Source organism: Cellulomonas sp. Y8 (assembly GCF_008033115.1).
Lineage (GTDB): Bacteria > Actinomycetota > Actinomycetes > Actinomycetales > Cellulomonadaceae > Cellulomonas.
Genome location: NZ_CP041203.1, coordinates 40,922 through 62,919, shown reverse-complemented (window position 1 = coordinate 62,919; position 21,998 = coordinate 40,922). Strand labels below are relative to the sequence as shown.

General features: G+C 78.2%; 19 protein-coding genes and 2 pseudogenes. 17 read left to right on the top strand and 4 right to left on the bottom strand.

Translation table 11 applies throughout. The features are described 5' to 3' along the window. Positions 1-5: 5 nt before the first annotated feature. Entirely contained in the window at positions 6-971 is a 966-nt protein-coding gene (locus FKM96_RS00280) for a patatin-like phospholipase family protein (protein ID WP_371300543.1), read from the top strand. A gap of 28 nt (positions 972-999) precedes the next feature. Here the strand turns inward: FKM96_RS00280 and FKM96_RS00275 are convergent, their stop codons facing one another. Both FKM96_RS00275 and FKM96_RS00270 read right to left on the bottom strand, forming a co-directional pair. Continuing rightward, positions 1,000-1,884 (bottom strand): aminoglycoside phosphotransferase family protein, encoded by an 885-nt coding sequence (locus FKM96_RS00275; RefSeq protein ID WP_147793570.1) that lies wholly within the window; start codon positions 1,882-1,884, stop codon positions 1,000-1,002. Positions 1,885-1,999: 115 nt separating this feature from the next. Then, entirely contained in the window at positions 2,000-3,163 is a 1,164-nt protein-coding gene (locus tag FKM96_RS00270; RefSeq protein ID WP_147793569.1) for an acyltransferase, read from the bottom strand. Between the two features lie 181 nt (positions 3,164-3,344). Here FKM96_RS00270 and FKM96_RS00265 point away from each other — a divergent pair, with 181 nt between their 5' ends. Genes FKM96_RS00265 through FKM96_RS00240 form a run of 6 tightly spaced genes read left to right on the top strand, consistent with a single transcriptional unit; the run spans position 3,345 to position 9,366 of the window. Beyond that, positions 3,345-4,181, top strand: a complete 837-nt coding sequence (locus FKM96_RS00265) for an STAS domain-containing protein (protein ID WP_147793568.1) — start codon at positions 3,345-3,347, stop codon at positions 4,179-4,181. After that, complete coding sequence (locus FKM96_RS00260) at positions 4,181-4,582, top strand: STAS domain-containing protein (protein WP_147793567.1); 402 nt, start codon at positions 4,181-4,183, stop codon at positions 4,580-4,582. Before FKM96_RS00265 ends, FKM96_RS00260 begins: the two co-directional genes overlap by 1 nt. Next, positions 4,579-4,995, top strand: coding sequence for an ATP-binding protein (locus FKM96_RS00255; RefSeq protein WP_147793566.1), 417 nt, complete (start codon positions 4,579-4,581; stop codon positions 4,993-4,995). Before FKM96_RS00260 ends, FKM96_RS00255 begins: the two co-directional genes overlap by 4 nt. Beyond that, the gene (locus FKM96_RS00250) at positions 4,983-6,008 is read left to right on the top strand and encodes a SpoIIE family protein phosphatase (RefSeq protein ID WP_147793565.1); all 1,026 of its coding nucleotides are present in this window, start codon (positions 4,983-4,985) and stop codon (positions 6,006-6,008) included. Before FKM96_RS00255 ends, FKM96_RS00250 begins: the two co-directional genes overlap by 13 nt. Beyond that, the gene (locus FKM96_RS00245; RefSeq protein WP_210417330.1) at positions 6,005-7,777 is read left to right on the top strand and encodes an ATP-binding protein; all 1,773 of its coding nucleotides are present in this window, start codon (positions 6,005-6,007) and stop codon (positions 7,775-7,777) included. Before FKM96_RS00250 ends, FKM96_RS00245 begins: the two co-directional genes overlap by 4 nt. Then, the gene (locus tag FKM96_RS00240; protein ID WP_147793564.1) at positions 7,774-9,366 is read left to right on the top strand and encodes a SpoIIE family protein phosphatase; all 1,593 of its coding nucleotides are present in this window, start codon (positions 7,774-7,776) and stop codon (positions 9,364-9,366) included. The genes FKM96_RS00245 and FKM96_RS00240 overlap by 4 nt, the downstream gene beginning before the upstream one ends. 10 nt (positions 9,367-9,376) lie before the next feature. On the opposite strand, the pseudogene FKM96_RS21180 reads toward FKM96_RS00240, so the two are convergent. Further along, positions 9,377-9,598, bottom strand: a pseudogene (locus tag FKM96_RS21180) (hypothetical protein); the annotation flags it as partial. 234 nt (positions 9,599-9,832) lie between these two features. Beyond that, positions 9,833-10,399: pseudogene (locus tag FKM96_RS21175) on the bottom strand (acyltransferase); the annotation flags it as partial. 211 nt (positions 10,400-10,610) lie between these two features. On the opposite strand from FKM96_RS21175, the gene FKM96_RS00230 reads away from it, so the two are divergent. From FKM96_RS00230 to FKM96_RS00185, 10 genes are read left to right on the top strand one after another with little or no spacing between them, the layout of a single operon-like run. Next, positions 10,611-11,678 (top strand): Gfo/Idh/MocA family protein, encoded by a 1,068-nt coding sequence (locus FKM96_RS00230; RefSeq protein WP_147793562.1) that lies wholly within the window; start codon positions 10,611-10,613, stop codon positions 11,676-11,678. Then, entirely contained in the window at positions 11,675-12,682 is a 1,008-nt protein-coding gene (locus FKM96_RS00225; RefSeq protein ID WP_147793561.1) for an NAD-dependent epimerase/dehydratase family protein, read from the top strand. The genes FKM96_RS00230 and FKM96_RS00225 overlap by 4 nt, the downstream gene beginning before the upstream one ends. Positions 12,683-12,696: 14 nt before the next feature. Then, positions 12,697-13,815 carry a DegT/DnrJ/EryC1/StrS aminotransferase family protein gene (locus FKM96_RS00220; protein ID WP_147796802.1) on the top strand — a complete coding sequence of 373 codons (1,119 nt, stop codon included), beginning with the start codon at positions 12,697-12,699 and terminating at the stop codon, positions 13,813-13,815. After that, positions 13,812-14,525 carry a NeuD/PglB/VioB family sugar acetyltransferase gene (locus FKM96_RS00215; RefSeq protein WP_147793560.1) on the top strand — a complete coding sequence of 238 codons (714 nt, stop codon included), beginning with the start codon at positions 13,812-13,814 and terminating at the stop codon, positions 14,523-14,525. The genes FKM96_RS00220 and FKM96_RS00215 overlap by 4 nt, the downstream gene beginning before the upstream one ends. After that, positions 14,522-15,625: a DegT/DnrJ/EryC1/StrS aminotransferase family protein gene (locus tag FKM96_RS00210; RefSeq protein ID WP_147793559.1), complete on the top strand. Its 1,104-nt coding sequence runs from the start codon at positions 14,522-14,524 to the stop codon at positions 15,623-15,625. Before FKM96_RS00215 ends, FKM96_RS00210 begins: the two co-directional genes overlap by 4 nt. Continuing rightward, positions 15,622-17,004, top strand: coding sequence for a glycosyltransferase family 4 protein (locus tag FKM96_RS00205; RefSeq protein WP_147793558.1), 1,383 nt, complete (start codon positions 15,622-15,624; stop codon positions 17,002-17,004). Before FKM96_RS00210 ends, FKM96_RS00205 begins: the two co-directional genes overlap by 4 nt. After that, positions 17,001-18,569, top strand: a complete 1,569-nt coding sequence (locus FKM96_RS00200) for an oligosaccharide flippase family protein (RefSeq protein WP_168216825.1) — start codon at positions 17,001-17,003, stop codon at positions 18,567-18,569. The genes FKM96_RS00205 and FKM96_RS00200 overlap by 4 nt, the downstream gene beginning before the upstream one ends. Next, on the top strand, positions 18,566-19,810 hold the full coding sequence (locus tag FKM96_RS00195) for a glycosyltransferase family 2 protein (RefSeq protein WP_147793556.1): 1,245 nt from the start codon (positions 18,566-18,568) through the stop codon (positions 19,808-19,810). Before FKM96_RS00200 ends, FKM96_RS00195 begins: the two co-directional genes overlap by 4 nt. Then, complete coding sequence (locus FKM96_RS00190) at positions 19,807-21,078, top strand: glycosyltransferase family 1 protein (protein ID WP_210417328.1); 1,272 nt, start codon at positions 19,807-19,809, stop codon at positions 21,076-21,078. Before FKM96_RS00195 ends, FKM96_RS00190 begins: the two co-directional genes overlap by 4 nt. After that, the gene (locus tag FKM96_RS00185) at positions 21,075-21,962 is read left to right on the top strand and encodes a DUF6492 family protein (protein WP_147793555.1); all 888 of its coding nucleotides are present in this window, start codon (positions 21,075-21,077) and stop codon (positions 21,960-21,962) included. The genes FKM96_RS00190 and FKM96_RS00185 overlap by 4 nt, the downstream gene beginning before the upstream one ends. Positions 21,963-21,998 lie beyond the last annotated feature (36 nt).

Genomic DNA, 21,998 nt, shown 5'->3' with positions numbered 1-21,998 from the left:
CCCGGATCGTGACGACACCTGCTCCCGCCACCGGCTCCGGCGAGCGCGCCCTCGTCCTGGGCGGCGGCGGCTCGACCGGCAACGCCTGGCTGCTCGGCGTCGTGGCCGGGCTGCTCGACGGCGGGGTCGACGTGACCGGCGCCGACCTCGTGGTCGGGACGTCCGCGGGGGCGACCGCCGCGGCTCAGCTCGGCGGAGCGGCCGCGGCGGAGCTGTACGCGGCCACCCTGGCGCCGCCGGTGCCGCCGGTGCCGTCGGCACCGCGGGCGGGCGGGGCGGCACCGGGCCGGGGAGCGCGCGGGCCCGGGGGCTCCGCGGCGAGCCGGGGCGGAGCGGGCGGACCCGGCCCCGGCGGCGTCGCGCAGCACCTGGCGCGCCGCCGCGCGCTGGTCGCCGCCGCGGCGGACCCCGCCGACCTGCGGCGCCGGACGGGCGCGGACGCGCTGGAGCGGGCGGCGGCGGCGGGTCCGGACGCGCCGGGGCGGTGGCGGGCCACGGTGGCGGCGCGGCTGCCGCGGGCGGCGTGGCCGGAGCGGCGGACGCTGCTCACCGCGGTCGACGCGCACACCGGCGAGCCGGTCGTCCTCGACGGCTCGAGCGGGGTCGAGCTCGTGGACGCCGTGGCCGCGAGCTGTGCCGGCGGTCCGGCGTACCCGATCGGCGACCGGTGGTACGTCGACGGCGCGCACCGGCGCGGGGAGAACGCCGACCTGGCCGCGGGGTACGGGCGGGTGCTCGTGCTGGCGCCGCTCGGCGGGGCGTCGCTGACCCCGGCGGCGTGGCGGCTCGACCTGGCGGCGCAGGTCGAGGACCTGCGGGCCGCCGGCAGCCGGGTCGAGGTGGTCGTCCCGGACGACCCGGGCCTGTTCGGCGAGCGGGCGATGGATCCCGCCCTGCGGCCGGTGGCGGCGCGGGCCGGGCACGACCGGGGCCGGGCGCTGGCGGGGCGGCTCGCGGGCTTCTGGGGCTGAGCCGAGGACCCCGCGCTCACACCCCTGCTCACACCCCCGCGTGCAGCTCGTCGAGCACGTGCCGGGCCAGCCGACGCTGCTCCGGGGGCTCGTTCGTGACGAGGATCAGCGCCTTCCACACGGCCCAGCCCCGACCGCGGGCCCAGGTGGCGTCGTCCACGCCGAGCTCGGCGCGGAACACGTCGCGGGCCGCGCCGGAGAGCCAGGTCCACACGGGCGTGGTGTCGCACGCGGTGTCGCCGACCGCGGAGCAGCCGAAGTCGAGCACGGCGGCGAGCACCCCGTCGCGCACGAGCAGGTTGTTGACCGCCACGTCGCCGTGCAGCCAGGTCGGTGCGCCGGTCGGCGGAGCGTCGAGGGCGTCGCGCCACAGGCCTGCCGCCAGGTCGCGGTCGCGGCCGTGCACCCGGTGCAGGATGTCGCCGACCTCGTCGTCCCAGTGCGCCAGCGGTCCGCCGCGGAACGCGCTGTGCAGGCCGGGTCCGGGCGCGCCCGTCGTGTCGCAGCCGCGCAGCGCGACGAGGAACTGCGCGAGGTCGCCGGCGAGCCGGACCGGGTCCTCGACGGCGGAGCGTGCCAGCGGGGTGCCGGGCCGCCAGCCGTAGACGGACCACGGCGCGGGGAACCGCTCGGACGGCTCGCCGACCGCGCGCACCTCCGGGACCGGCAGCGGGAGGTGCGGCGCGAGCCGGGGGAGCCAGGTCTGCTCCTTGGCGACCTGCGGCACGTAGCCGGGCGCGCTGGGCAGCCGCACGGCCAGGTCCTCGCCGAGCCGGAACATCCGGTGGTCGTTGCCGCCGTCCGCCACCGGCCGCACCGGCAGGTCCGCCCACCTCGGGTGCTGCTCGGCGATCAGCGCGCGGACCAGGTCGGCGTCGATGGCGTCGGCGTGGATCGGGGTGCCGGTGGTCACCGCTCGACGCTACCCCGCGCGCGCCGGGCCACCCTCGCGCGCACGGCGCACAGCGAGGGGGTACCCGACACGTCGAGAGTGCAGCCGCGGGATGCACTCTCGACGTGTCGGTTGCTCACTCGGCGGTCGGGCGCGGGCGCGGCACCCGCGAGCGCGGCACGCGGGGGCGCAGGACGACGCCGGGGCCCGCGCCGTCCTGCCAGCGCCGGCGCAGCCGCGCGGCGGGCCGCTCGACCAGCCACCAGCTCGCCGTCGCCGCCGCCAGCGTCAGCGCGATCCCGAGCGCCCCTCCCGCCAGGTCCCGCGGGTCGCCGAGCCACTGGGTGATCGGCAGGTTCCACAGGTACGCCGCGTACGAGACGGTGCCGAGCGCGACGACGGCCCGCACCGGCCCGCGCGCCCGCCACCGCGACTCCGCGGCCAGCAGCACGAGCACCGCGGAAGCCACCGCGATCGCCGGGACGACGGCCAGGTACATCCACGGCGACGCGTCCAGGCCCGGCGCGACGGCGAGGGCCGCGAACGCGGCGAGCAGCCCCCCGGCCAGCAGGCGCCGCACCGCGGTCCCGGCCGGCAGCGCGCGCGACGCCCGGTCGCGGCCGAGCCGGAGCGCGCAGCCGGTGAACAGCGCCACGGACCACGAGGTCGGCAGGGCGTAGACGCGGGCGACGTCCGGCGCCTGGTACGCGATGGTCGCGGCGCACAGCAGCAGCGAGCCGGCGATGCCGAGGGCGACCGCGCGGCGGACCCACCGCCGGCGCCACGCGACCGCCAGGACGAGCGGCCAGAGCAGGTAGAACTGCTCCTCGGTCGCCAGGGTCCACAGGTGGAAGAACGCACCGCTGCCGTGGGGGAGGTAGGGCAGGTTGGACGTGTAGGTGAGCGCGGAGAACAGGGTCCAGGGGACCTGCGACGGGCCGGCGAACAGCCCGAGCACGCCCTCGACCACCAGGTAGCCGACCAGCACCAGCGCCAGGGGCGGGAGCAGCCGCAGGGCCCGCGCGCCGTAGAACCGGCCCCACCGGACGCGCCCGTCCGCCTCGAGGTCGCGCACGAGCAGCCCGGTGATGAGGAAGCCCGACAGGACGAAGAACAGCGTCACGCCGACCATCCCGCCCGAGCCGAAGACGCTGCCGTCGGCGTGGGTGAGCATCACCAGGGCGATCGCCACGCCGCGCAGGGCGTCGAGCCCGGCGACCCGGCCGGCGGGGGCGGGGTCGACGCCACCGGGGGACACGGCGGTCCGCGGCGTCGCGCGGTTGTGTTCGGCAACTGTCACGGGCCGACGGTAGCCGCGCGCATGCCGATTCGGGCGGATTCGCCCGGTTTGTCACCCGCGGGGCGGGCACCCCTGCCGGGGGACCGGGGCCCGCCGCGCGCCCGGGTGACCTGCGCTGTAGCATCGCGCCCGCGCCCGCCCTCCGGCAGGCCAGCCGCACCCCGAACGGAGACCTGAGCAGATGCCCGGAGCCGACGCCGCCCGCCTCGCCGAGATCCTGGAGAGCCGGCGCGCCGACATCTCCGCCACCTGGCTCGAGGCGGTCATCACCGAGCTCCGTGGGCGGACGACCCGCTCCGAGGCCGGGCGGGAGCAGGGCGAGATCCTCGACGCGCTCGTCGGCGGCCTCGGCCAGGGCGGCCTGCGGCTGACCGACCCCGCGTTCGACGGCCTGCGCGGCCTGCTCGCGGACCTGTCGGCGACGCGCGCCCGCCTCGGGTTCACCCCGCGCGAGACCGCGGTCGGCGTGCTCGCGCTGAAGGAGGGGCTGTACGCCCTCGCGGCCGACGAGCAGGGCACCGGCCTCGCCGACCTGATGGCCCTGGTCCGGCTGGTCGACGACCTCGGCCTGTTCACCTTCGAGTCCTTCGCCGCGGCCCGGGAGGCCATCATCGCCGAGCAGGCCGAGCAGCTCCTCGAGCTCTCCACCCCCGTCGTCAAGCTGTGGGAGGGCGTCGTCGCCGTGCCGCTCGTCGGCACCCTGGACTCCGCGCGCACCCAGGTCGTCATGGAGAAGCTGCTGCAGACCCTCGTCGACACCGGATCGGAGCACGCGATCATCGACATCACCGGCGTCCCGGCGGTCGACACCCAGGTCGCGCAGCACCTGCTCAAGACCGTGGTCGCGGCGCGCCTCATGGGCGCGGAGTGCACGATCTCCGGCATCCGCCCGCAGATCGCGCAGACGATCGTGGCGCTCGGCATCGAGTTCGGCGACATCAGCACCAAGGCGACGCTCGCCGACGCGCTGGTCGCGGCCCTGCGCGCCAACGGCGCCGCGAAGGCGGCGACCGCCTGATGGACGCCGTCCCGATCCTCAAGCTCGGGTCGACGCTGCTGGTCTCCATCCAGGTCGACCTGCAGGACCAGACCGCGCTGCAGCTGCAGGAGGACCTGGCGGAGCGCATCACGCAGACCGGTGCGCGCGGCGTGCTGATCGACATCTCCGGGCTGGAGATCGTCGACTCGTTCATCGGCCGGATGCTGTCGTCGATCGCCGGGATCTCGCGGGTGCTCGACGCGACCACGGTCGTGGTCGGCATGCGCCCCGCCGTGGCGATCACGATGGTCGAGCTCGGCCTGCAGCTGGACGGCGTGAAGACCGCCCTCGACGTCGAGAAGGGCCTGCGGATGCTGCAGCCCGCCGACGCGACCTCGCCGGAGGCGCTCCTGCTCGGGCTCGACGCGGACCGCGCGTGACGGCGGTGGAGCCGGACGCGGCGCAGCGGCTGGCGATCACCACGGACGGCGACGTCGTCCGGGTGCGGCAAGCGGTGCGCGCGCTGGCCCAGGCGGCACGGCTGTCGCTGGTGGACCAGACCAAGCTGGTCACCGCGGCGAGCGAGCTGGCCCGCAACACGCTCATCTACGGCGGTGGCGGCGAGGCCGTGCTGTCGGAGCTCGCGGACGGGCGGCGCACGGGCGTCCGGGTCGAGTTCCGCGACGACGGACCCGGCATCCCCGACCTCGACCAGGCGATGACCGACGGCTGGACCAGCGGCAGCGGCCTCGGGCTCGGGCTGTCGGGCTCCCGCCGTCTGGTGGAGCAGTTCGAGATCGACACCGCGCCGGGCCGGGGCACGCGCGTCACCATCGCCTCGTGGTCGCGGTGACCGCGGACGCCACCGTCGAGGACGTCGCCTGGATCACGGCCGACCACGTGAGCGCGGCCGGCACGGCCCGGCGTGCCGCGGCCGCCCTCGCGGAGCGCGTGGGCATGGGCGCGGACCGGGTGGGCGAGATCGGCCTCGCGGTGACGGAGCTGACGGCGAACCTGGTGAAGCACGCGGGCTCGGGCGCGGTGCTGCTCCGGCTGCGGCACGCGGCAGCCGGCCCGGTCGTGGAGGTGGTCACCCTCGACTCCGGGCCCGGCATCGACGACGTCGACGCGGCCGTGGTCGACGGGACGTCGTCGGCGGGCACCCTGGGCATCGGGCTCGGCGCGGTCGTGCGGATGGCGTCGGGCTGGGACGCGTGGACCCGGCCGGGCGCCGGGACCGTGCTCACGGCGGCGTTCGCGGCCGAGGCCGGTGCGCCGGTGCCCGCGCCGTCCGCGGTCGGCCTCACCCGACCCATGACGGGGCAGGAGGTCTGCGGCGACGCGTACGCGATCCGCGAGGACGACGGCGTGCGGACCCTGCTGCTCGCCGACGGGCTCGGGCACGGGCCGCTGGCCGCGGTCGCGAGCGCCGAGGCCGTGCGGGCGTTCCGCGCGGCCGCGCCGGCCGGGCCGGCCGACCTGCTGCGCGTGGTGCACCGGGCGCTCGCCGGGACGCGCGGCGCCGCCGCCGCGGTCGCGCGGCTCGACGCCGACCAGGTGCGGTACGCGGGCGTCGGCAACATCGCCGGCGTGGTGGACGACGGTGCGACCCGGCGGGCGATGATCAGCCACCCCGGCATCGTGGGGGCCCAGGCGCGCACGATCCGGGAGGCGTCCTACCCGCTGCCGCGCGGCGCGGTCGTCGTGCTGCACAGCGACGGCGTGACCGAGCGGCACTCGTTCGAGCCCTACCCGGGCCTGCTGGGGCGGTCGCCGCTCGTGACGGCGGCCGTGCTGCTCCGCGACTTCGGGGTCCGGCGGGACGACGCGAGCGTCGTGGTCGCCCGGGCGGGGGTCCCGGCGTGAGCCCGCGGCGCAGGCTGCCGGCGCCCGGGGCCGCGGGCCCGCTGCGCGAGCTCGTCACCGTCGAGATCGTCGGCGAGGGCGACCTCGTGGTGCTGCGCCAGGTCGGCCGGGAGGCGGCCGAGGCGCTGGGCCTCGACCGGCAGGACCAGGTCCGGCTCGCCACGGCGCTGTCCGAGGTCGGCCGCGAGGTCGTGTCCCGGGGCCGGGGCCGCGCCGTGCTGCACGTGACCGAGCCGCCGCACGCGGGGCTGGTCGTGCACGTGCACGGCGCGCTCGGGGCCGGGGAGCCGTACGGCGAGCTCACCGGGGTCGCGGCGGCGGAGCGGCTGCTCGACGGGGTCGAGGTCGCCGACGGGCCGGGCGGGCGGGTCGTGGTGCTGCACAAGCTGCTGGCCGACGGCGCGCTCCTCGGCGGCCGGGTCGAGCAGGTGCGCGCGGCGCTGTCCCGGCCGCGGTCGGCGGACGCCCTCGGCGAGCTCCGGGTGCAGAACGCCGAGCTCGTCCGCGCGCTCGACGCGCTCGCCGCCCGGGAGGCCGAGCTGGTGCGGGCCAACGACGAGCTGGAGGAGACCAACCGCGGGGTCCTCGCCATGTACACCCAGCTCTCGGACGAGCTGGAGGAGACCAACAGCGGCGTCGTCGCCCTGTACGCGGAGCTGGACGAGCGCGGGCGGCAGCTCGCCGCCGCCAACGACGCGAAGACCCGGTTCCTGCGCAGCGTCAGCCACGAGCTGCGCGCGCCGGTGAACTCGATCCTCGGCCTGTCCTCGCTGCTCGCCGACGGCGACCTGGACGCGGACCAGCGGGTTCAGGTCGGCTACCTGGACGCCAGCGCCCGGTCGCTGCTCGGGATGGTGAACGAGCTGCTGGACCTGGCGCGCGCTGAGTCGGGCCGCCAGCACGTGCACCGGGTGCGGGTCGACCTGCCGGCGGTGCTGGCGGGCCTCGCCGGCACCGTGCAGCCGCTGCTCCGCCCGGGTGTGGACCTGCGGGTCGACGTCGCGGACGACCTCGTGCTGCACACCGACCCGGAGCTGCTGGAGCGGGTGCTGCGGAACCTGCTGACCAACGCGGCGAAGTTCACCGAGCAGGGCGCCGTGACCGTGCGGGCGGGACGGGCGGCCGACGGCGGCGCCGTGGTCGTGGCGGTCGAGGACACCGGCCTGGGCATCGCGGCGGAGCACCAGGGCGAGGTGTTCGAGGAGTTCTTCCAGGTGCCGAACCGGCTGCAGCCGTCCGTGAAGGGCACGGGGCTCGGTCTGCCGTACGCGCGCCGGGTCGCCGAGGCGCTCGGCGGGTCGCTGGAGGTCGCGAGCGAGGTCGGCCGTGGCAGCACCTTCACGCTCACGCTGGGCCGGACCGACGTGCCCACGCTCGGTCGGGTGCTCGTCGTCGACGACGAGGAGGCCGGCCGGGTCGTCCTGCGCGGTCTGCTCGCCGACGCGGCGGCCGAGGTGCTGGAGGCGCGGGACGGGTCCGAGGCCCTGGCGGTGCTCGCGTCCGCCGCGGAGCTGCCCGACGTGGTGCTGCTCGACGTGCGGATGCCGGGCACGGACGGCCCGGCGACGCTGGCGGCGCTCCGGTCCGACCCGCGGACGGCCGGGCTGCCGGTGGTGCTGATGTCGAGCGCGGAGCGGCCCGCCGTGGACGCGCCGTTCCTCGACAAGGCGGAGCTGGACGCGGCGGGCCTGGCGCGGGCGCTGCGGACGGCGTGCGGGTCGCAGGCGCCGGCCGACGACGTCACGTCGGCGGCCGGGACGACCCCGTGACCGCGACCGCCGAGGACCAGCGCCGCGTGCTGGTCGTCGACGACACCGAGGCGCACCGGTACGTGATGGCCAGCTGGCTGCGGCGCGCCGGCTACGTCGTGACCGAGGCCGGCACGGGCCGGGACGCCCTGGAGCTCGCCGCGGGCCACGACGCGGTCGTGCTCGACGTCAACCTGCCCGACATGTCGGGGTTCGACGTGTGCGAGCGGATCAAGGCCGACGCGGCGACCTCGGTCCCGGTGATGCACGTCTCCGCGACGTCGATCGACGCCCGGTCCCGGACGTCGGGCCTGCAGCGGGGCGCGGACGCGTACCTGGTCGAGCCGCTCGACCGCGACGAGTTCCTCGTGACCGTCGCGGCTCTGTGCCGGTCGCACGCCGCCCGGCGCGGCATCACCGAGCACGCCCGCCGCCTGGCCGACCTGGCGGCGGCGGTCGTGCCCCTCGCGTCGGCGCGGTCCCTCGACGACCTGGTGGCGGAGGCCGCCCAGGGCGGCGCCACGGTGTTCGGCGCCCCTGTCGTGGTCGTCGCGACGGCGCCCGACGGCATGGCGACGCGGGTCGTCAGCCCGGGGCCGGGCCGGCCGGTGGTGCGCGGCCGCCTCCTGGCGCCCGCCGCCGACCCGCCCTCGCCCGACCCCTACGACCTGCCCGCCGCCGACACCCCGGGCGTGTGGCGCGAGATGCTCGACCGGGCGGGCGTCACGGCCACCGCGTGGCACGTCTCGCCGCTCGCCGACGCGGGCGGGCGCACGATCGGCGGGTTCGCGGTGGCGACGCCGGAGCCGTTCGACGCGGAGGAGCGCGAGCTCGCCGAGCAGCTCCGGGCCGCCCTGAACGGCGCGCTGGCCACCCTGCGGTCCTTCGCCCAGGAGCACCTCGTGGCGCTCACCCTGCAGCGCTCGATGCTGCCGCACACGCTGCCCGCGCCGGCGGGGGTGCGGATGGCCGCGCGGTACAGCGCGTCGGACGCGCAGCTGAGCGTGGGCGGCGACTTCTACGACGCGATCGACCTGCCCGACGGCCGGGTGGCCGTGGTGATCGGCGACGTGCAGGGGCACTCGCTCCGGGCCGCCACGGTCATGGCGCAGCTGCGGTTCTCGCTCGGCGCCTACCTGCTCGAGGGCCACCCGCCCGCACGGGCGCTCGACCTGCTGAACACGCTGCTGCGCCGCAGCCACCCCGAGCTCGTGACGGTGTGCGTCGCGGTGCTCGACCTCCGGGACGGCACGATCGAGGTCGCGAACGCCGGCCACCTGCCGCCGCTGCTCGTCACCCCGGCGGGCGCACGGTACCTCCGGGCGACGTCGCCGCTGCTCGGCGTCCCCGCGCCGGGGGAGCGCGCGGTGGCCCGGGTCGCGACGGACGGCCCGTGCACGCTGGTCCTGGTGACGGACGGGCTGCTCGAGCGGCGGTCCGGGCACCTGCGCGACGCGCTGGACCGGATGGCCGAGGTCGCGGCGTCGGTCGGGACGCTGGAGCCCGACGACCTGTGCGACGTGCTCCTGCGCCGGTTCGACCACGCGGACCAGGACGACGACGTGGCGGTCCTCGCGGTGCACCTCACCGGCGAGCGCGCGCCGGCCTGACGCACCCTCCTCAGCGGGACGGCCGGCGGTCGGGGGCGCCCTCGCGGGCCAGGAGGAGCCAGGCGGCCAGGTCCTCGTCGGCCGCGACCGCCGCCGACTCGACGGTCAGCCACCCGCGGCCCATCGTGCGCCCGCCCATGCGGGACGGCGCCGCACCGGGGCGGTCGGCGAGCTCGTCGTGCCGGTCGGAGGCGACGCGCACGAGCAGGTCGCCGCTCCCGCGCGCGCTCGCGATCATCGCCTCGCCGAGGAAGAACGAGACGCCGCCGAACATGGGGCGGTCCGAGACCGGCAGGGTCTCGCCGGCCGCGGGGCCGTCGGCGGCGGTGAGCAGGGCGCGGACGCGGGCGGCGAGGTCGGCGGTCTCCGTGCCGGTCCCGTGCGGGCGGTCGGGCGGGCGCGGCCGGGCGCGCCGGGGGACCGTGGTGCGCGGGTGGCCGGCGTCGTCCGCCGGCGTCGTGGCGCGCAGCCCCGCGGCGTCCTCCAGGTAGGCGTCGCCCGACACGGGGCACCGCCAGCGGCCGGGGCCGTCGGGCACCAGCCGCTCGCCGGCGCGCCCGACCCAGCCGACGCGGCGCGCGGGCACACCCGCGACGAGCGCGTGGTCCGGCACGTCCCGGGTCACGACCGCGCCCGCCGCGACCAGGGCCCACCGCCCGACGACCACCGGCGCCACGCAGACCGCGCGCGCACCGACGGAGGCGCCCGCGCGCACGACGACGCCCACCGCCTCCCAGTCGTGGGGCTGCTTGAGCGTGCCGTCGGGGTTCACCGCCCGGGGGTGCAGGTCGTTGGTGAGCACCGCCGCGGGCCCGACGAACGCGCCGTCCTCGAGCACGGCGGGCTCGTAGACCAGGGCGTGGTTCTGGATCTTGCACCGGTCGCCGACGCGCACGCCCGGCCCGAGGTAGGCGCCGCGCCCGACGACGCAGTCCGCGCCGACCACGGCGTCCTCGCGGACCTGGGCGAGGTGCCACACCCGGGTCCCCGGGCCGACGGCCGCGCGCGGGTCGACGTCCGCGCCGGGGGCGATCGCGGGCGCGGCGGTGACCTCGGGGTCCTGGCTGGCGTCCACGCGGCCTCCCGGTGCCACCCGCCCGGGGCCGGACGGGGCGACCCTCCGGACGATACGCACGGCCCGCGCGTCGCGGTGGCGTCGCAGCGGGTGAGAAATGTCCGGTATGCGTGACATGTCCGAATCGGGCTGGCAAGACTACGGCTACGTCAGGAGGAGGCGAGCCGCCATGGCAGATCCGCTACGGGTCGCGGTGATCGGCGCGGGGTACTGGGGCCCCCACCTTGCCCGGAACTTCCGCGCGTCGCCGGAGTGGGACCTGGTCGCGGTGTGCGACCGGGACGAGGAGCGCGCGCGCCGGGTGGTCGGCGGGCGCAGCACGGTCGAGGTCGTCACCGACGCGGCCGAGGTGCTGGCCCGGGCCGACCTGGACGCGGTCGCCGTCGCCACGCCCGCGGCCACGCACGCCGGCCTCGTGCTCGCGGCGCTCGACGCCGGGAAGCACGTGCTGGTCGAGAAGCCGATCGCGGCGAACGGCGCGGACGCGCGGCGGATGGTCGCGCGCGCCGCCGAGGTCGGCCGGGTGCTGATGGTGGACCACACGTTCTGCTACACGCCCGTCGTCCGGGCGATCCGCGACCTGGTCGCCGACGGCTCGCTCGGCGACCTGCACTTCGTCGACTCGGTGCGGATCAACCTCGGGCTGGTCCAGCCGGACGTCGACGTGTTCTGGGACCTCGCCCCGCACGACCTGTCGATCCTGGACTTCGTCGTGCCGGGCGGCCTGGTGCCGACCGGCGTCGCGGCGCAGGGCGGCGACCCGCTCGGCGTCGGCCGGTCGTGCGTCGGCTACCTCACGCTGCCGCTGGCCGGCGGGGCCCTGGCGCACCTGCACGTCAACTGGTTGAGCCCGACCAAGATCCGGCAGATGGTCGTCGGGGGCAGCCGGCGCACGCTGGTCTGGGACGACCTGGCGCCGCAGCAGCGGCTCACGGTGTACGACCGGGGGGTCGACCCCGGGGAGGGCCTGCCCGACCGGACGACCGCGCGCGTGTCGTACCGGCTCGGCGACGCCTGGTCGCCCGCGCTCCCGGAGCGCGAGGCGCTCGCCGCGGTGGTGGACGAGCTGGCCGCCGCCGTGCGCGGGCGCCGGGCGCCGCTCACCGACGGCCACGCCGGGCTGCGGGTGCTCGACGTCCTGGAGTCCGCCTCGCTCAGCCTGTCCGACGGCGGCCGGCTCGTGCCGGTCGCGGGCGGCGAGCTCGTCGGGGCCGGGTCGAAGGGCCGCCGGCGGTGACCGCGGTGGCGGGCGCCCGCGTCCTGGTGACCGGCGGCGCGGGCACGGTCGGGTCGACGCTCGTCGACCAGCTGCTGGCGGCCGGCGCGGGCCGGGTGGTGGTGCTGGACGACCTGTCGCGCGGCCGGCGGGAGAACCTCGCGGCGGCCCTCGCGACGGGCCGGGTCGACCTCGTCGTCGGGGACCTGCGGGACCGGGACACCGTGCACGACGTCGTGCGCGGGGCGGACGTGGTCCTCCACCAGGCCGCCATCCGGATCACGCAGTGCGCCGAGGAGCCGCGGCTGGCGCTCGAGGTGCTGGTCGACGGCACGTTCACCGTGCTCGAGGCCGCCGCCGAGCACGGCGTCGGGAAGGTGGTCGCGGCGTCCAGCGCGTCGGTCTACGGCGCGGCGGAGAAGTTCCCGACCCGCGAGCGGCACCACCACCACAACAACGACACCTTCTACGGCGCGGCCAAGTCGTTCACCGAGGGCATGGCCCGGGCGTTCCGGGCGATGCACGGCCTCGACACCGTGATGCTGCGGTACTTCAACGTGTACGGGCCCCGGATGGACGTGCACGGCCGGTACACCGAGGTGCTGGTGCGCTGGATGGAGCGGATCGCCGACGGGCTGCCCCCGCTCGTGTTCGGCGACGGGCGGCAGACCATGGACTTCGTGCACGTCCGGGACGTGGCGCGGGCCAACGTGCTGGCGGCGACCTCCGGCGTCGTGGAGGGCGCGTACAACGTCGCGAGCGGCACCGAGACCTCGCTGCTGCAGCTCGCCGAGGCGCTGCTGCGGGTGATGGGCAGCGACCTGGCCGTCGAGCACGGGCCGGAGCGCGCCGTGAACGGGGTGCCGCGGCGGCTGGCCGACACCGCGGCCGCGCGGCGCGACCTCGGGTTCGTCGCGGAGGTCGGGCTGGAGGAGGGGCTGCGCGAGCTCGTCGACTGGTGGCGCCCGCGGCGGGCGGACGTGGCGGCGGGACGCGCGGCTGCGGCCCCGGCGGTGGTCCCGTGAGCACGCTGCACGTCATGCGCCCGTGGCTCGGCGCCGAGGAGGTCGCCGCGGTCACCGAGGTGCTCGCCTCCGGCTGGGTGGCCCAGGGCCCCCGGGTGGCGGCGTTCGAGGACGCGTTCGCCGCGTCCCAGCGGGCCGGCCACGCGGTGGCCCTGTCGTCCTGCACGGCGGCGCTGCACCTGGCGCTGGTGGTCGCCGGGGTCCGGCCGGGCGACGACGTGGTGGTCCCGTCGTTCTCGTTCGTCGCGACGGCCAACGCGGTCGTGCACGCGGGCGCCCGGCCCGTGTTCGCGGACGTCGACCCGACGACGGGCAACCTCACGGCGGCGACGGTCGCCGAGGCGCTCACCGCGCGCACCGCCGCGGTGGTCGCCGTCGACCAGGGCGGTGTGCCGGTCGACCTCGACGCCGTCCGGGCGCTGACCGACCCGCTCGGGATCGTGGTCGTCGAGGACGCCGCCTGCGCGGCCGGGTCGACCTACCGCGGGCTGCCGGTCGGCGCGCGGGCGGAGGTGGCGGCCTGGTCGTTCCACCCGCGCAAGGTGCTCACCACCGGCGAGGGCGGGATGCTGACCACGGCCCGCGCCGACTGGTCCGCCCGGGCGCGCCGGCTGCGCGAGCACGCCATGAGCGTGTCCGCCGCGGACCGGCACGGTGCCGTCCTGGCCCCGGCGGAGGAGTACCTCGAGGTGGGCTTCAACTACCGGATGACCGACCTGCAGGCGGCGGTCGGCCTCGTGCAGCTCGGCCGGCTGCCCGAGGCGGTCGTGCGCCGCCGCGCGCTCGCCGCAGCGTACGCGGCGGAGCTGGCGGACCTGCCGGCGCTGCGGCCGGTGGCCGATCCGCCGTGGGGGACCGGCAACTTCCAGTCGTACTGGGTGGAGGTGCTCCCCGGGTCGCCGGTGGACCGGGACGGGCTGCTGGCCCGGCTGGCCGCGGCGGACGTGTCCGCGCGGCGCGGGATCATGGCGGCGCACCGCCAGCCCGCCTACGCCGGCGGGGACCACGGCCGCGCGCCGCTGCCCGTCACGGAGCGCCTGACGGACCGGACCCTGATCCTGCCGCTGTTCCACGAGATGACCGGGTCCGAGCAGGGACGGGTCGTCGACGTCCTGCGGGCGGCGGTCCGGTGACCGCGGGCGGCCGGCCGCTCGTGCTGGTCGGGGCCGGCGGGCTGGCGCGCGAGGTGTTGGCGGTGGTCCGCCGGCACGGGCCGTACGAGGCGGTCGGGGTGCTGGACGACGACCCGGCGGCACGCGGCAGCGAGGTCGGCGGCGTGCCGGTGCTCGGTGGGCTGCCCGCGCTGGCCGGGCTGCCGGACGCGGCGGTGCTCGCCTGCGTGGGCCACGGGCGGGCGCGCGCGGGCCTGGTCACCCGGCTCGCCGCGGCCGGCGTCGGCCCGGACCGGTGGGCGACGGTGGTGCACCCGTCCGTCGACGTGCCGGACGGCTGCACGGTCGGTGCCGGGTCGGTGCTCCTGGCCGGGGTCGTGCTGACCGCGGACGTCCGGGTCGGTCGGCACGTGGTCCTCATGCCGCACGTGACCCTCACGCACGACGACGAGGTGCGGGACGCCGCGACGCTCGCCGCCGGGGCGACGCTCGGGGGCGGGGTGCGGGTCGGCCCGCGCGCGTACCTCGGGATGCGCTCGGCCGTCCGCGAGCGGGTCCGGGTGGGTGCGGGCTCGACGCTCGGCATGGGCGCGGTGCTGCTGTCGGACCTGCCGGACGGCGAGACCTGGGCGGGCGTGCCGGCGCGGCCGCTGCACCCGGCGGTGGACGGGCACGTGCACGGGGTCCGCGACCCCGGGACCCGGGACGACGAGAGGGCGGTGCGCGCATGAGGATCCCGCTGGTCGACCTGGCCGCCCAGCAGGCGGAGGTGCACGAGGAGGTGCGGGCCGGGCTGGACGAGGTGTTCGCGACCGCCGCGTTCGTCGGCGGCCCCGCGGTCGGGCGGTTCGAGGCGGCCTACGCGGACGCGGTCGGGGCGCGGCACTGCGTCGGCGTCGCGAACGGCACCGACGCGCTCGAGCTCGCGCTGCGCGCGGTCGGGGTCGGGCCGGGCGCGGAGGTGGTGCTGCCGGTCAACACGTTCGTCGCCACGGCCGAGGCCGTGTCCCGGATCGGCGCGGTGCCGGTGCTCGTCGATGTCGACCCGGCGTACCTGCTCGTCGACCCGGCGGCCGTGCGGGCCGCTGTCGGCCCGCGCACCGCCGCCGTCGTGCCGGTCCACCTCTTCGGCCAGGTGGCGCCGGTCGAGGAGCTGGCGAAGATCGCCGCCGACGGCGGGGTGCCGCTGGTGGAGGACGCGGCGCAGGCGCAGGGCGCCCGGCGGCACGGGCGCCCCGCGGGAGCGCTGGGGCTGGCGGCGGGCACGAGCTTCTACCCGGGGAAGAACCTCGGCGCGGCCGGCGACGCCGGCGCCGTCACCACGGACGACGCCCAGGTCGCGCACCGGGTGCGCGCGCTCGCCGGGCACGGCAGCACGCAGAAGTACCGGCACGACGTCGTCGGGATGAACTCGCGCCTCGACACGGTGCAGGCGGTGGTGCTGGAGGCCAAGCTGCGGCGGCTCGCCGGCTGGAACGAGCGCCGGCGCGCGGCCGCGGCCCGGTACGACGCGCTGCTGCAGGACCTGCCCGGGGTGCAGCCGCCGCGGACGGACCCGGCGAACGACGACGTCTGGCACCTCTACGTCGTGCAGGTGGCGGACCGCGACCGGGTGCTGGCCGCGCTGCACGCGGCGGGCGTCGGCGCGGGCGTGCACTACCCGGTGCCGCTCCACCTCACCGGGGCCTACCGGCACCTCCGGCTCGGGCGCGGCGCGTTCCCGGTGGCCGAGGCGGCGGCGGACCGGATCCTGTCGCTCCCGATGCACCCGCACCTGACCGCGGCGGAGCAGGAGGAGGTCGTCGAGGTGCTGGGGAGGGCGGTCGCGTGAGGATCCTCGTCTACCCGGGCGTGATGGAGGTCGGCGGCAGCCAGCTCAACGCCGTCCAGCTCGCGCACGAGGTCGCGCGCGCGGGGCACGACGTGCTGATGTTCGGGCCGGACGGCGACCTGGTGCCGCTCGTGGGCGCGCTCGGGCTGGAGTACGTGCGCGCGCCGCGAGAGGGCCGGTGGCCGTCCCCGCGGAACATGGCCGCCCTGCGCCGGCTGGTCGTGGACCGCGGCGTCGACGTGGTCCACGGGTACGAGTGGGGCCCGTCGCTCGACCTGGCCTTCGGCCCGCACCGCCGGCTCGGCACGCCGCTGGTCACGACCGTGCTGTCCATGGACGTGCCCGACCACGTGCCGCGGCACGAGCCGCTCGTCGTCGGGACCCGCCGGCTGCACGAGCAGCAGCGCGTGCTCCGTGACCGGGTGCACCTGATCGAGCCGCCGATCGACACCGAGCGGGACGCCCCCGGCGCCGCGGGGCCGGACGCGCGGGCGCTGCTCGGCCTGCGCCCGGACGACCTGGTCCTGTCCGTCGTCGGGCGGCTGTCGGCGGACCTGGGCAAGGCGGACGGCGTGCTCGCCGCGATCGAGGTGGTGGGGCGGCTCGCGGGGGCACCGGGCACGGCGGGCGAGGGCGCCCTGCGGCTCGTGGTCGTCGGCACCGGGCCCGAGCAGGGCCGGGTGGCGGCGCGCGCGGACGCGGTGAACGCCGCCGCCGGCGAGCAGGTCGTCGTCGTCACCGGGCAGCTGCTCGACCCGCGCCCGGCGTACGACGCGGCGGACGTGGTGCTCGGCATGGGCTCGTCCATCCTGCGCGGCATGGCGTTCGGCAAGCCCGTCGTCGTGCAGGGCGACCGCGGCGCGTGGCGTGCGCTCACCCGGGACACGCTCGGCGGGTTCCTGCACGGCGGCTGGCTGTGCGAGGGGCCCGGGGGCGGCGCCGACCTCGAGCGCGCGCTGGCGCCGCTGCTCGCGGACCCCGGGCTGCGCGCGCAGCGCGGCGCGCTCGGACGGGCCGTGGTGCTCGACGCCTACAGCCTGGCGGCGGCCGGGCGCCGGCAGGAGGCGGTCTACGCCGACGCGCTCGCGACCCGGCCCAGCGAGGCGGTCCGCCGGGAGGCGCTGACGCGGTGCGCGGTGGACGTGGCCAAGTTCAAGGTGTCGCTCGGGCGGCAGCGGGCGGCTGCGGCGGTGCGTGCGCGTGCCGGCTCGGTCGCCGGCCCCGGTGGCGGCCTCCGTGCCGGGGACGACCACTCGTCACGGGGCGCGGGCGGCGCGCCGGCCTCCCGCGGAGCGGGAACCGGGCCCGGGTCCAGGGGCGGGGGCGAGCCCGGCGCCGGTGCCACCGACGCGGCGCCGCAGCGCGAGGGGGCGCGGTGACGGCGCCGGCGGGGCTCGGCCGGCAGGTCGGGCGCGGGCTCGCGTGGGGCAGCGCGGGCAGCGTCGTGCTGCGGTTCGGCAACGTGCTGGTCGGCATCGTGCTGGCCCGGCTGCTCGCGCCCGAGGACTTCGGCGTGTTCGCGATCGCGCTGGCCGTGCAGGGCGTGCTCGTCACGGTCGTGGACCTCGGCCTCAGCGCGGACCTGGTCCGGGCGCGCGAACCCCTCCGCCTCGAGCCGACCGTCGCGACGATCAGCCTGGTCCTCGGCGCGCTGCTGGCCGGGGCGATGGCGGCCGGCGCCGAGCCCGTGGCGCGGGCCCTGGGCAGCGACCGGGCCGCCCCGGTCATCGCGGTGCTCGCCGCCACCCTGGTGGTGTCCGCCGCCGGCGTCGTGCCCTACGCCCGGCTCCAGCGGGGGTTCCACCAGCGGGAGATCTTCGCGACCGGGCTGGTCGACCTCGTCGTCGGCACGGTGGTCACCGTGCTGCTGGTGCGCGCGGGCTGGGGGCCGATGGCGCTGGCGGTCTCCCGCCTGGTGGCCCAGCCCGCCGCGACCGGGGCGCAGTTCCTGCTCAGCCGGACGGTGCCGCGGTTCGGGTACGACCCGGCGCTGGCGCGCGGGGCGATCGCCTACGGCGCGCCGCTCGCGGGGGCGAACCTGCTGTCGATCGCGCTGCTCGCCGTCGACAAGGTGGTGCTCGCCCGCGGGGCCGGCGAGGTCGCCCTCGGGTACTACGTGCTGGCGTTCAACGTCGCGAGCTGGCCGATGACGGTGATCGGGCAGACCGTGCGGCCCGTCGCCCTCGCCGCGTTCGCGCGGCTGGACGGGCGCCCTGAGCCCGACGCGGGGGAGCCGGGTCCGCCGCGGGCAGCCGACGGGGACGGCGGGCTGGCGCTCGCCACCCGGCTGACGTGGGCCGCCGCCGTCCCGGTGGCGTGCCTGCTGGGCGCCCTCGCCCTGCCCGTGGTCACGCTGCTCTACGGCGGCCGCTGGGCGCCCGCCGCGGGAGCCCTGACCGCGCTGGCGGCGTTCGGCGCGGTGCGGGTGCTGTTCGACCTGCTCGCGACGTACCTCGTCGCGCGCGGGGCGACCCGCCCGGTGCTCGGCGTGCAGGTCGCGTGGCTGGTCGCGCTGGTGCCCGCGGTGGTCGTCGGCGCCAGGACCGGCGGGTCGGTGGGCGTCGGCTGGGCGCACGTGGTCGTGGCCGGGGCCGTGGTGCTGCCGCTCTACCTCGTCGCGGTGCGGCGCAGCGGGGCGGACCTGCGGGCGCTGGCGCGCGCGACCTGGCTGCCGCTGGTGGCGGCCGCACCGACCGTCGCCGCGGCGGCGCTGGTGGCGCGGCAGGTGGGCGGGTCGTTCGCCGCGCTCGCCGCCGGCGGGACCGCCGGGGCGCTGGTGTACGTGGCGGTCGCCGGGCGGCCGCTGCTGCGGGACCTGCGGGCGGCGCGTGCGGCCCGGGCGGACGACGAGGCCGCGACCGACCCGGCGGCGCCGCCGGTCCTCCCGCCGGCGGCACCGGCCGCTGCCGGGCCCCTGCCCGCCGACCCGGAGCGCGTCCCGTGACCGCCCTCGCCGGGCCGTTGACCCGCACCCTGCGCGTCCGGCCGCACGCGGTCCCCACCGCGGACGCCACGGTCACCGTGGTGATCCCGTGCCACGACTACGCGCGCTACCTGCCCGCCGCGGTCGGCAGCGCCCTGGGCCAGACGGGCGTCGAGGTCGACGTGGTCGTGGTCGACGACGCGTCCACCGACGACTCCCTGGCCGTCGCCGGCCGGCTCGCCGCGGCCGACCCGCGCGTCGCGGTCCTGGCGCACCCGCTCAACCGCGGCCCCGTCGAGACGTTCAACGACGGACTGGCCCGCGCGACGGGGGAGTTCCTCGTGCGGCTCGACGCGGACGACCTGCTCACGCCCGGCTCCCTCGCGCGGTCGGTGGCCGTCGCCCGGGCGTACCCGTCGGTGGGCCTGGTCTACGGGCACCCGGTGCACTTCGCCGGCGAGCCGCCCCGCGCCGCCCGCACCCGCGCCCGCCGGTGGACGATCTGGCCGGGCCGGCGGTGGCTCGCCGACCGGTGCGCCGACGGCTACAACGTCATCACGTCGCCGGAGGTGCTCGTGCGCAGGTCGGTGGTCGCGGCGGTCGGCGGGCAGCGGCCGCTCGCCCACACGCACGACATGGAGATGTGGCTCCGGCTCGCCGCCCACGCCGACGTCGCGCACGTGGGCGGCGCCGACCAGGCGTGGCACCGCGAGCACCCCGCGAGCCTGTCGGCGCGGGAGGTCGACGACGCGACCGACTTCCGGGAGCGGGTGGCCGCGTTCGCCGAGCTCGCCGCCGCCGGGACCGCCGGGTTGCCCGAGCGGGACGCGCTCGCCGCCGCGGCCCGCCGGGCCCTCGTCCGCCAGGCGCTGCGCGCGTGCCGGTACGAGGTCGACCGCGGGCGGCGTGATGCGGAGCGCGTGCGGCGCCTGATGGCCGAGGCGCTGGTGGTCGCGCCCGAGCTCGCCGGGCCGTGGCGGCGGCTGGACGCGGCGCTCGACGCGGAGCCGGGCGCGCGCGACCGGGCGGCGGGGCTCGCGCGGGCGGTCCGGGTGCGCGCCGACGACGTCCTCCGCGGGCGCCGCTGGGCCCGCACCGGGACCTACACCCGGGACGCCGCCCGCGGCGCGCCGCCGGTGCCGCCGCTCGTCGCGGGTGACGGCGCCCCGGCGTCGTCCGGCGGGCCCGGGTGGTCCCGGGGTGCGCCGGGCGGTGGGCCGGTGACCGCGGCGGACCTGCGGCGCACGGGCGGCGCGGCGTGAGGGCGCGGGACCTGCCCGCCGCGGCGCGGCGGGTGCGGGCGATGGGGGCGCGCGAGACCGCCCAGCGCGCGGCCGCGCGGCTGTACCGCGCCACGGGGGCCGGGGCGCTCGACTTCCCGCTGCTGCCCGACGACGTCGCCGACCCGCCGTCCGCGGCCCGCGCCGTGCCCCCGGCGCCGCCGCCGTCGGACCGGCCGCTGACCGTGGGGTGGCTGTGCGTCCCGCCCGGGCCGCACTCCGGGGGGCACACGACGATGTTCCGGATGGTCCGGGCGCTCGAGGAGGCGGGGCACCGGTGCGTGCTCTACCTCTACGACCGGCACGGCGGCGACGTCCGGCAGCGCGCGGCGGTGGTGCGGGCGGGCTGGCCCGGGGTGCGGGCCGAGGTGCGGGACGTCGCCGACGGCATCCACGGGGTCGACGCGTGCGTGGCGACGTCCTGGCAGACCGCGCACGTGCTCGCCCGGCGCGGCACGGACCCGATGCGGCGCCTGTACTTCGTGCAGGACGTCGAGCCGTACTTCTACCCCCACGGCGCCCAGCACGCCCTGGCCGAGGACTCGTACCGGCTCGGGCTGCACGTCCTGGCGCTGGGCGAGATGGTCGCGGGCCACCTCGGTCGCGACCTCGGCGTCGACGTGGACGTCGTCCCGTTCGGGTGCGACACCGACGTGTACCGGCCGCTCGCGCCGGTGACCCGGGGCGGGGTCGTGCTGTACGCGAAGCCGGACGTCGCGCGGCGCGGGTACGACCTGGCGCGGCTCGCGCTGCTGCGGTTCCACGCGCGCCACCCGGAGCAGGAGATCCACGTCTACGGGGACGCGGCGCGGGACCTGGGGGTCCCGGCCACCCGGCACGGCGGCCTCGACCCGGCGGCGCTCAACGTCCTGTACCACCGGACCCTCGCCGGGCTCGCGCTGTCGTTCACCAACATCTCGCTGGTCGCGGAGGAGATGCTGGCGGCGGGGACCGTCCCGGTCGTCAACGACGCCGCCGACGCGCGCGCGGACCTGCCCAACCCGCACGTGCGGTGGGCCGCCCCGACGCCGGCCGCGGTCGCCGACGCGCTGTGCGCGGCCGTCGAGCACCCCGACCCGGCGGGGCGGGCGGCGGCCCTGCAGGCGAGCGTGGTGGGCCGGTCCTGGGCGGGTTCGCAGGCGCGGCTGGTGGCACTCGTCGAGGGGCACGTGCGCGGGGTGCCGGTCGCCGGGGTGCCGCCCGCCGCGGCGGACCAGCCCGCCGCCGGGGCGCGGGCGGCACGCCCGTGACCGCCGCACCGGGCAGCCCGGCGATGCTCGTGCTCACGCCGTCCTACCGCCCCGACCACGCGCTGTGCGTCGAGCTGAACCGGTCCGTGCTGCGGCTCGCACCCCCGTCGGTGCGGCACGCGCTCGTGGTGCCGCCCGCCGACCTCGACCTGTTCCGGTCCCTCGCCGGCGCCCGCACGACGGTGCAGGACGCCCGGGCCGTCGTCCCGCGGCCGCTCCGCAAGGTCCCCGGCCTGAACCTCTGGCTCGACCCGCGGGCGCCGTTCCCGCCGGTCCGCGGCTGGGTCGCGCAGCAGGTGGTCAAGCTCGCCGCGGTCGCCGCGGCCGACGCCGACCTGGTGCTGCTCGCCGACTCGGACCTGGTGTTCGTCCGGCCGTTCGGGCCGCGGACGTTCGCCCCGGACGGCGCCGTGCCGCTCTACCGCCGGGAGGGCGCCGTCTCGGCGCACCTGCCGCGGCACGTGCGCTGGCACGAGGTCGCCCGCCGGCTGCTGGGCCTGCCCCCGGGCGCCGAGGCGGCGCGGCCGGACTACGTGTGCTGGCCCTGCCTCTGGGAGCCGGCGGTCGTGCGCCGCATGCTCGCGCGGGTCGAGGCCGTGACCGGGCTGCCCTGGGCCGCCGCGGTGGGCCGGGAGCTGCACGTCTCGGAGATGGTGCTGTACGGGGTGTACCTCGACGAGGTCGAGGGCCGCGAGCGCCCCGTCCCGCACACCGACGACATGCGCTGCCCCGCGTACTCCGACGAGGCCCCGCTCGACCGCGACGGGCTCGCGGCGTTCCTCGCCCGGGTCCGGCTGCGGGACGTGGCGGTCATGGTCTCGGCCAAGTCGGGCACGGCGCTGGACCTGCGTCGCCGGCTCATCGCGGACCGCGTCCCGGGCTGATCCGGCCCGTCGGGACGTGGCGGCGGGGCGGGCGGG

Bases quoted from the DNA above. Each gene is read 5' to 3' on its own strand.
- FKM96_RS00265 (WP_147793568.1), top strand. From the start codon at position 3,345: ATGCCCGGAGCCGACGCCGCCCGCCTCGCCGAGATCCTGGAGAGCCGG.
- FKM96_RS00210 (WP_147793559.1), top strand. From the start codon at position 14,522: ATGAGGATCCCGCTGGTCGACCTGGCCGCCCAGCAGGCGGAGGTGCAC.
- FKM96_RS00220 (WP_147796802.1), top strand. From the start codon at position 12,697: ATGCGCCCGTGGCTCGGCGCCGAGGAGGTCGCCGCGGTCACCGAGGTG.
- FKM96_RS00230 (WP_147793562.1), top strand. From the start codon at position 10,611: ATGGCAGATCCGCTACGGGTCGCGGTGATCGGCGCGGGGTACTGGGGC.
- FKM96_RS00260 (WP_147793567.1), top strand. From the start codon at position 4,181: ATGGACGCCGTCCCGATCCTCAAGCTCGGGTCGACGCTGCTGGTCTCC.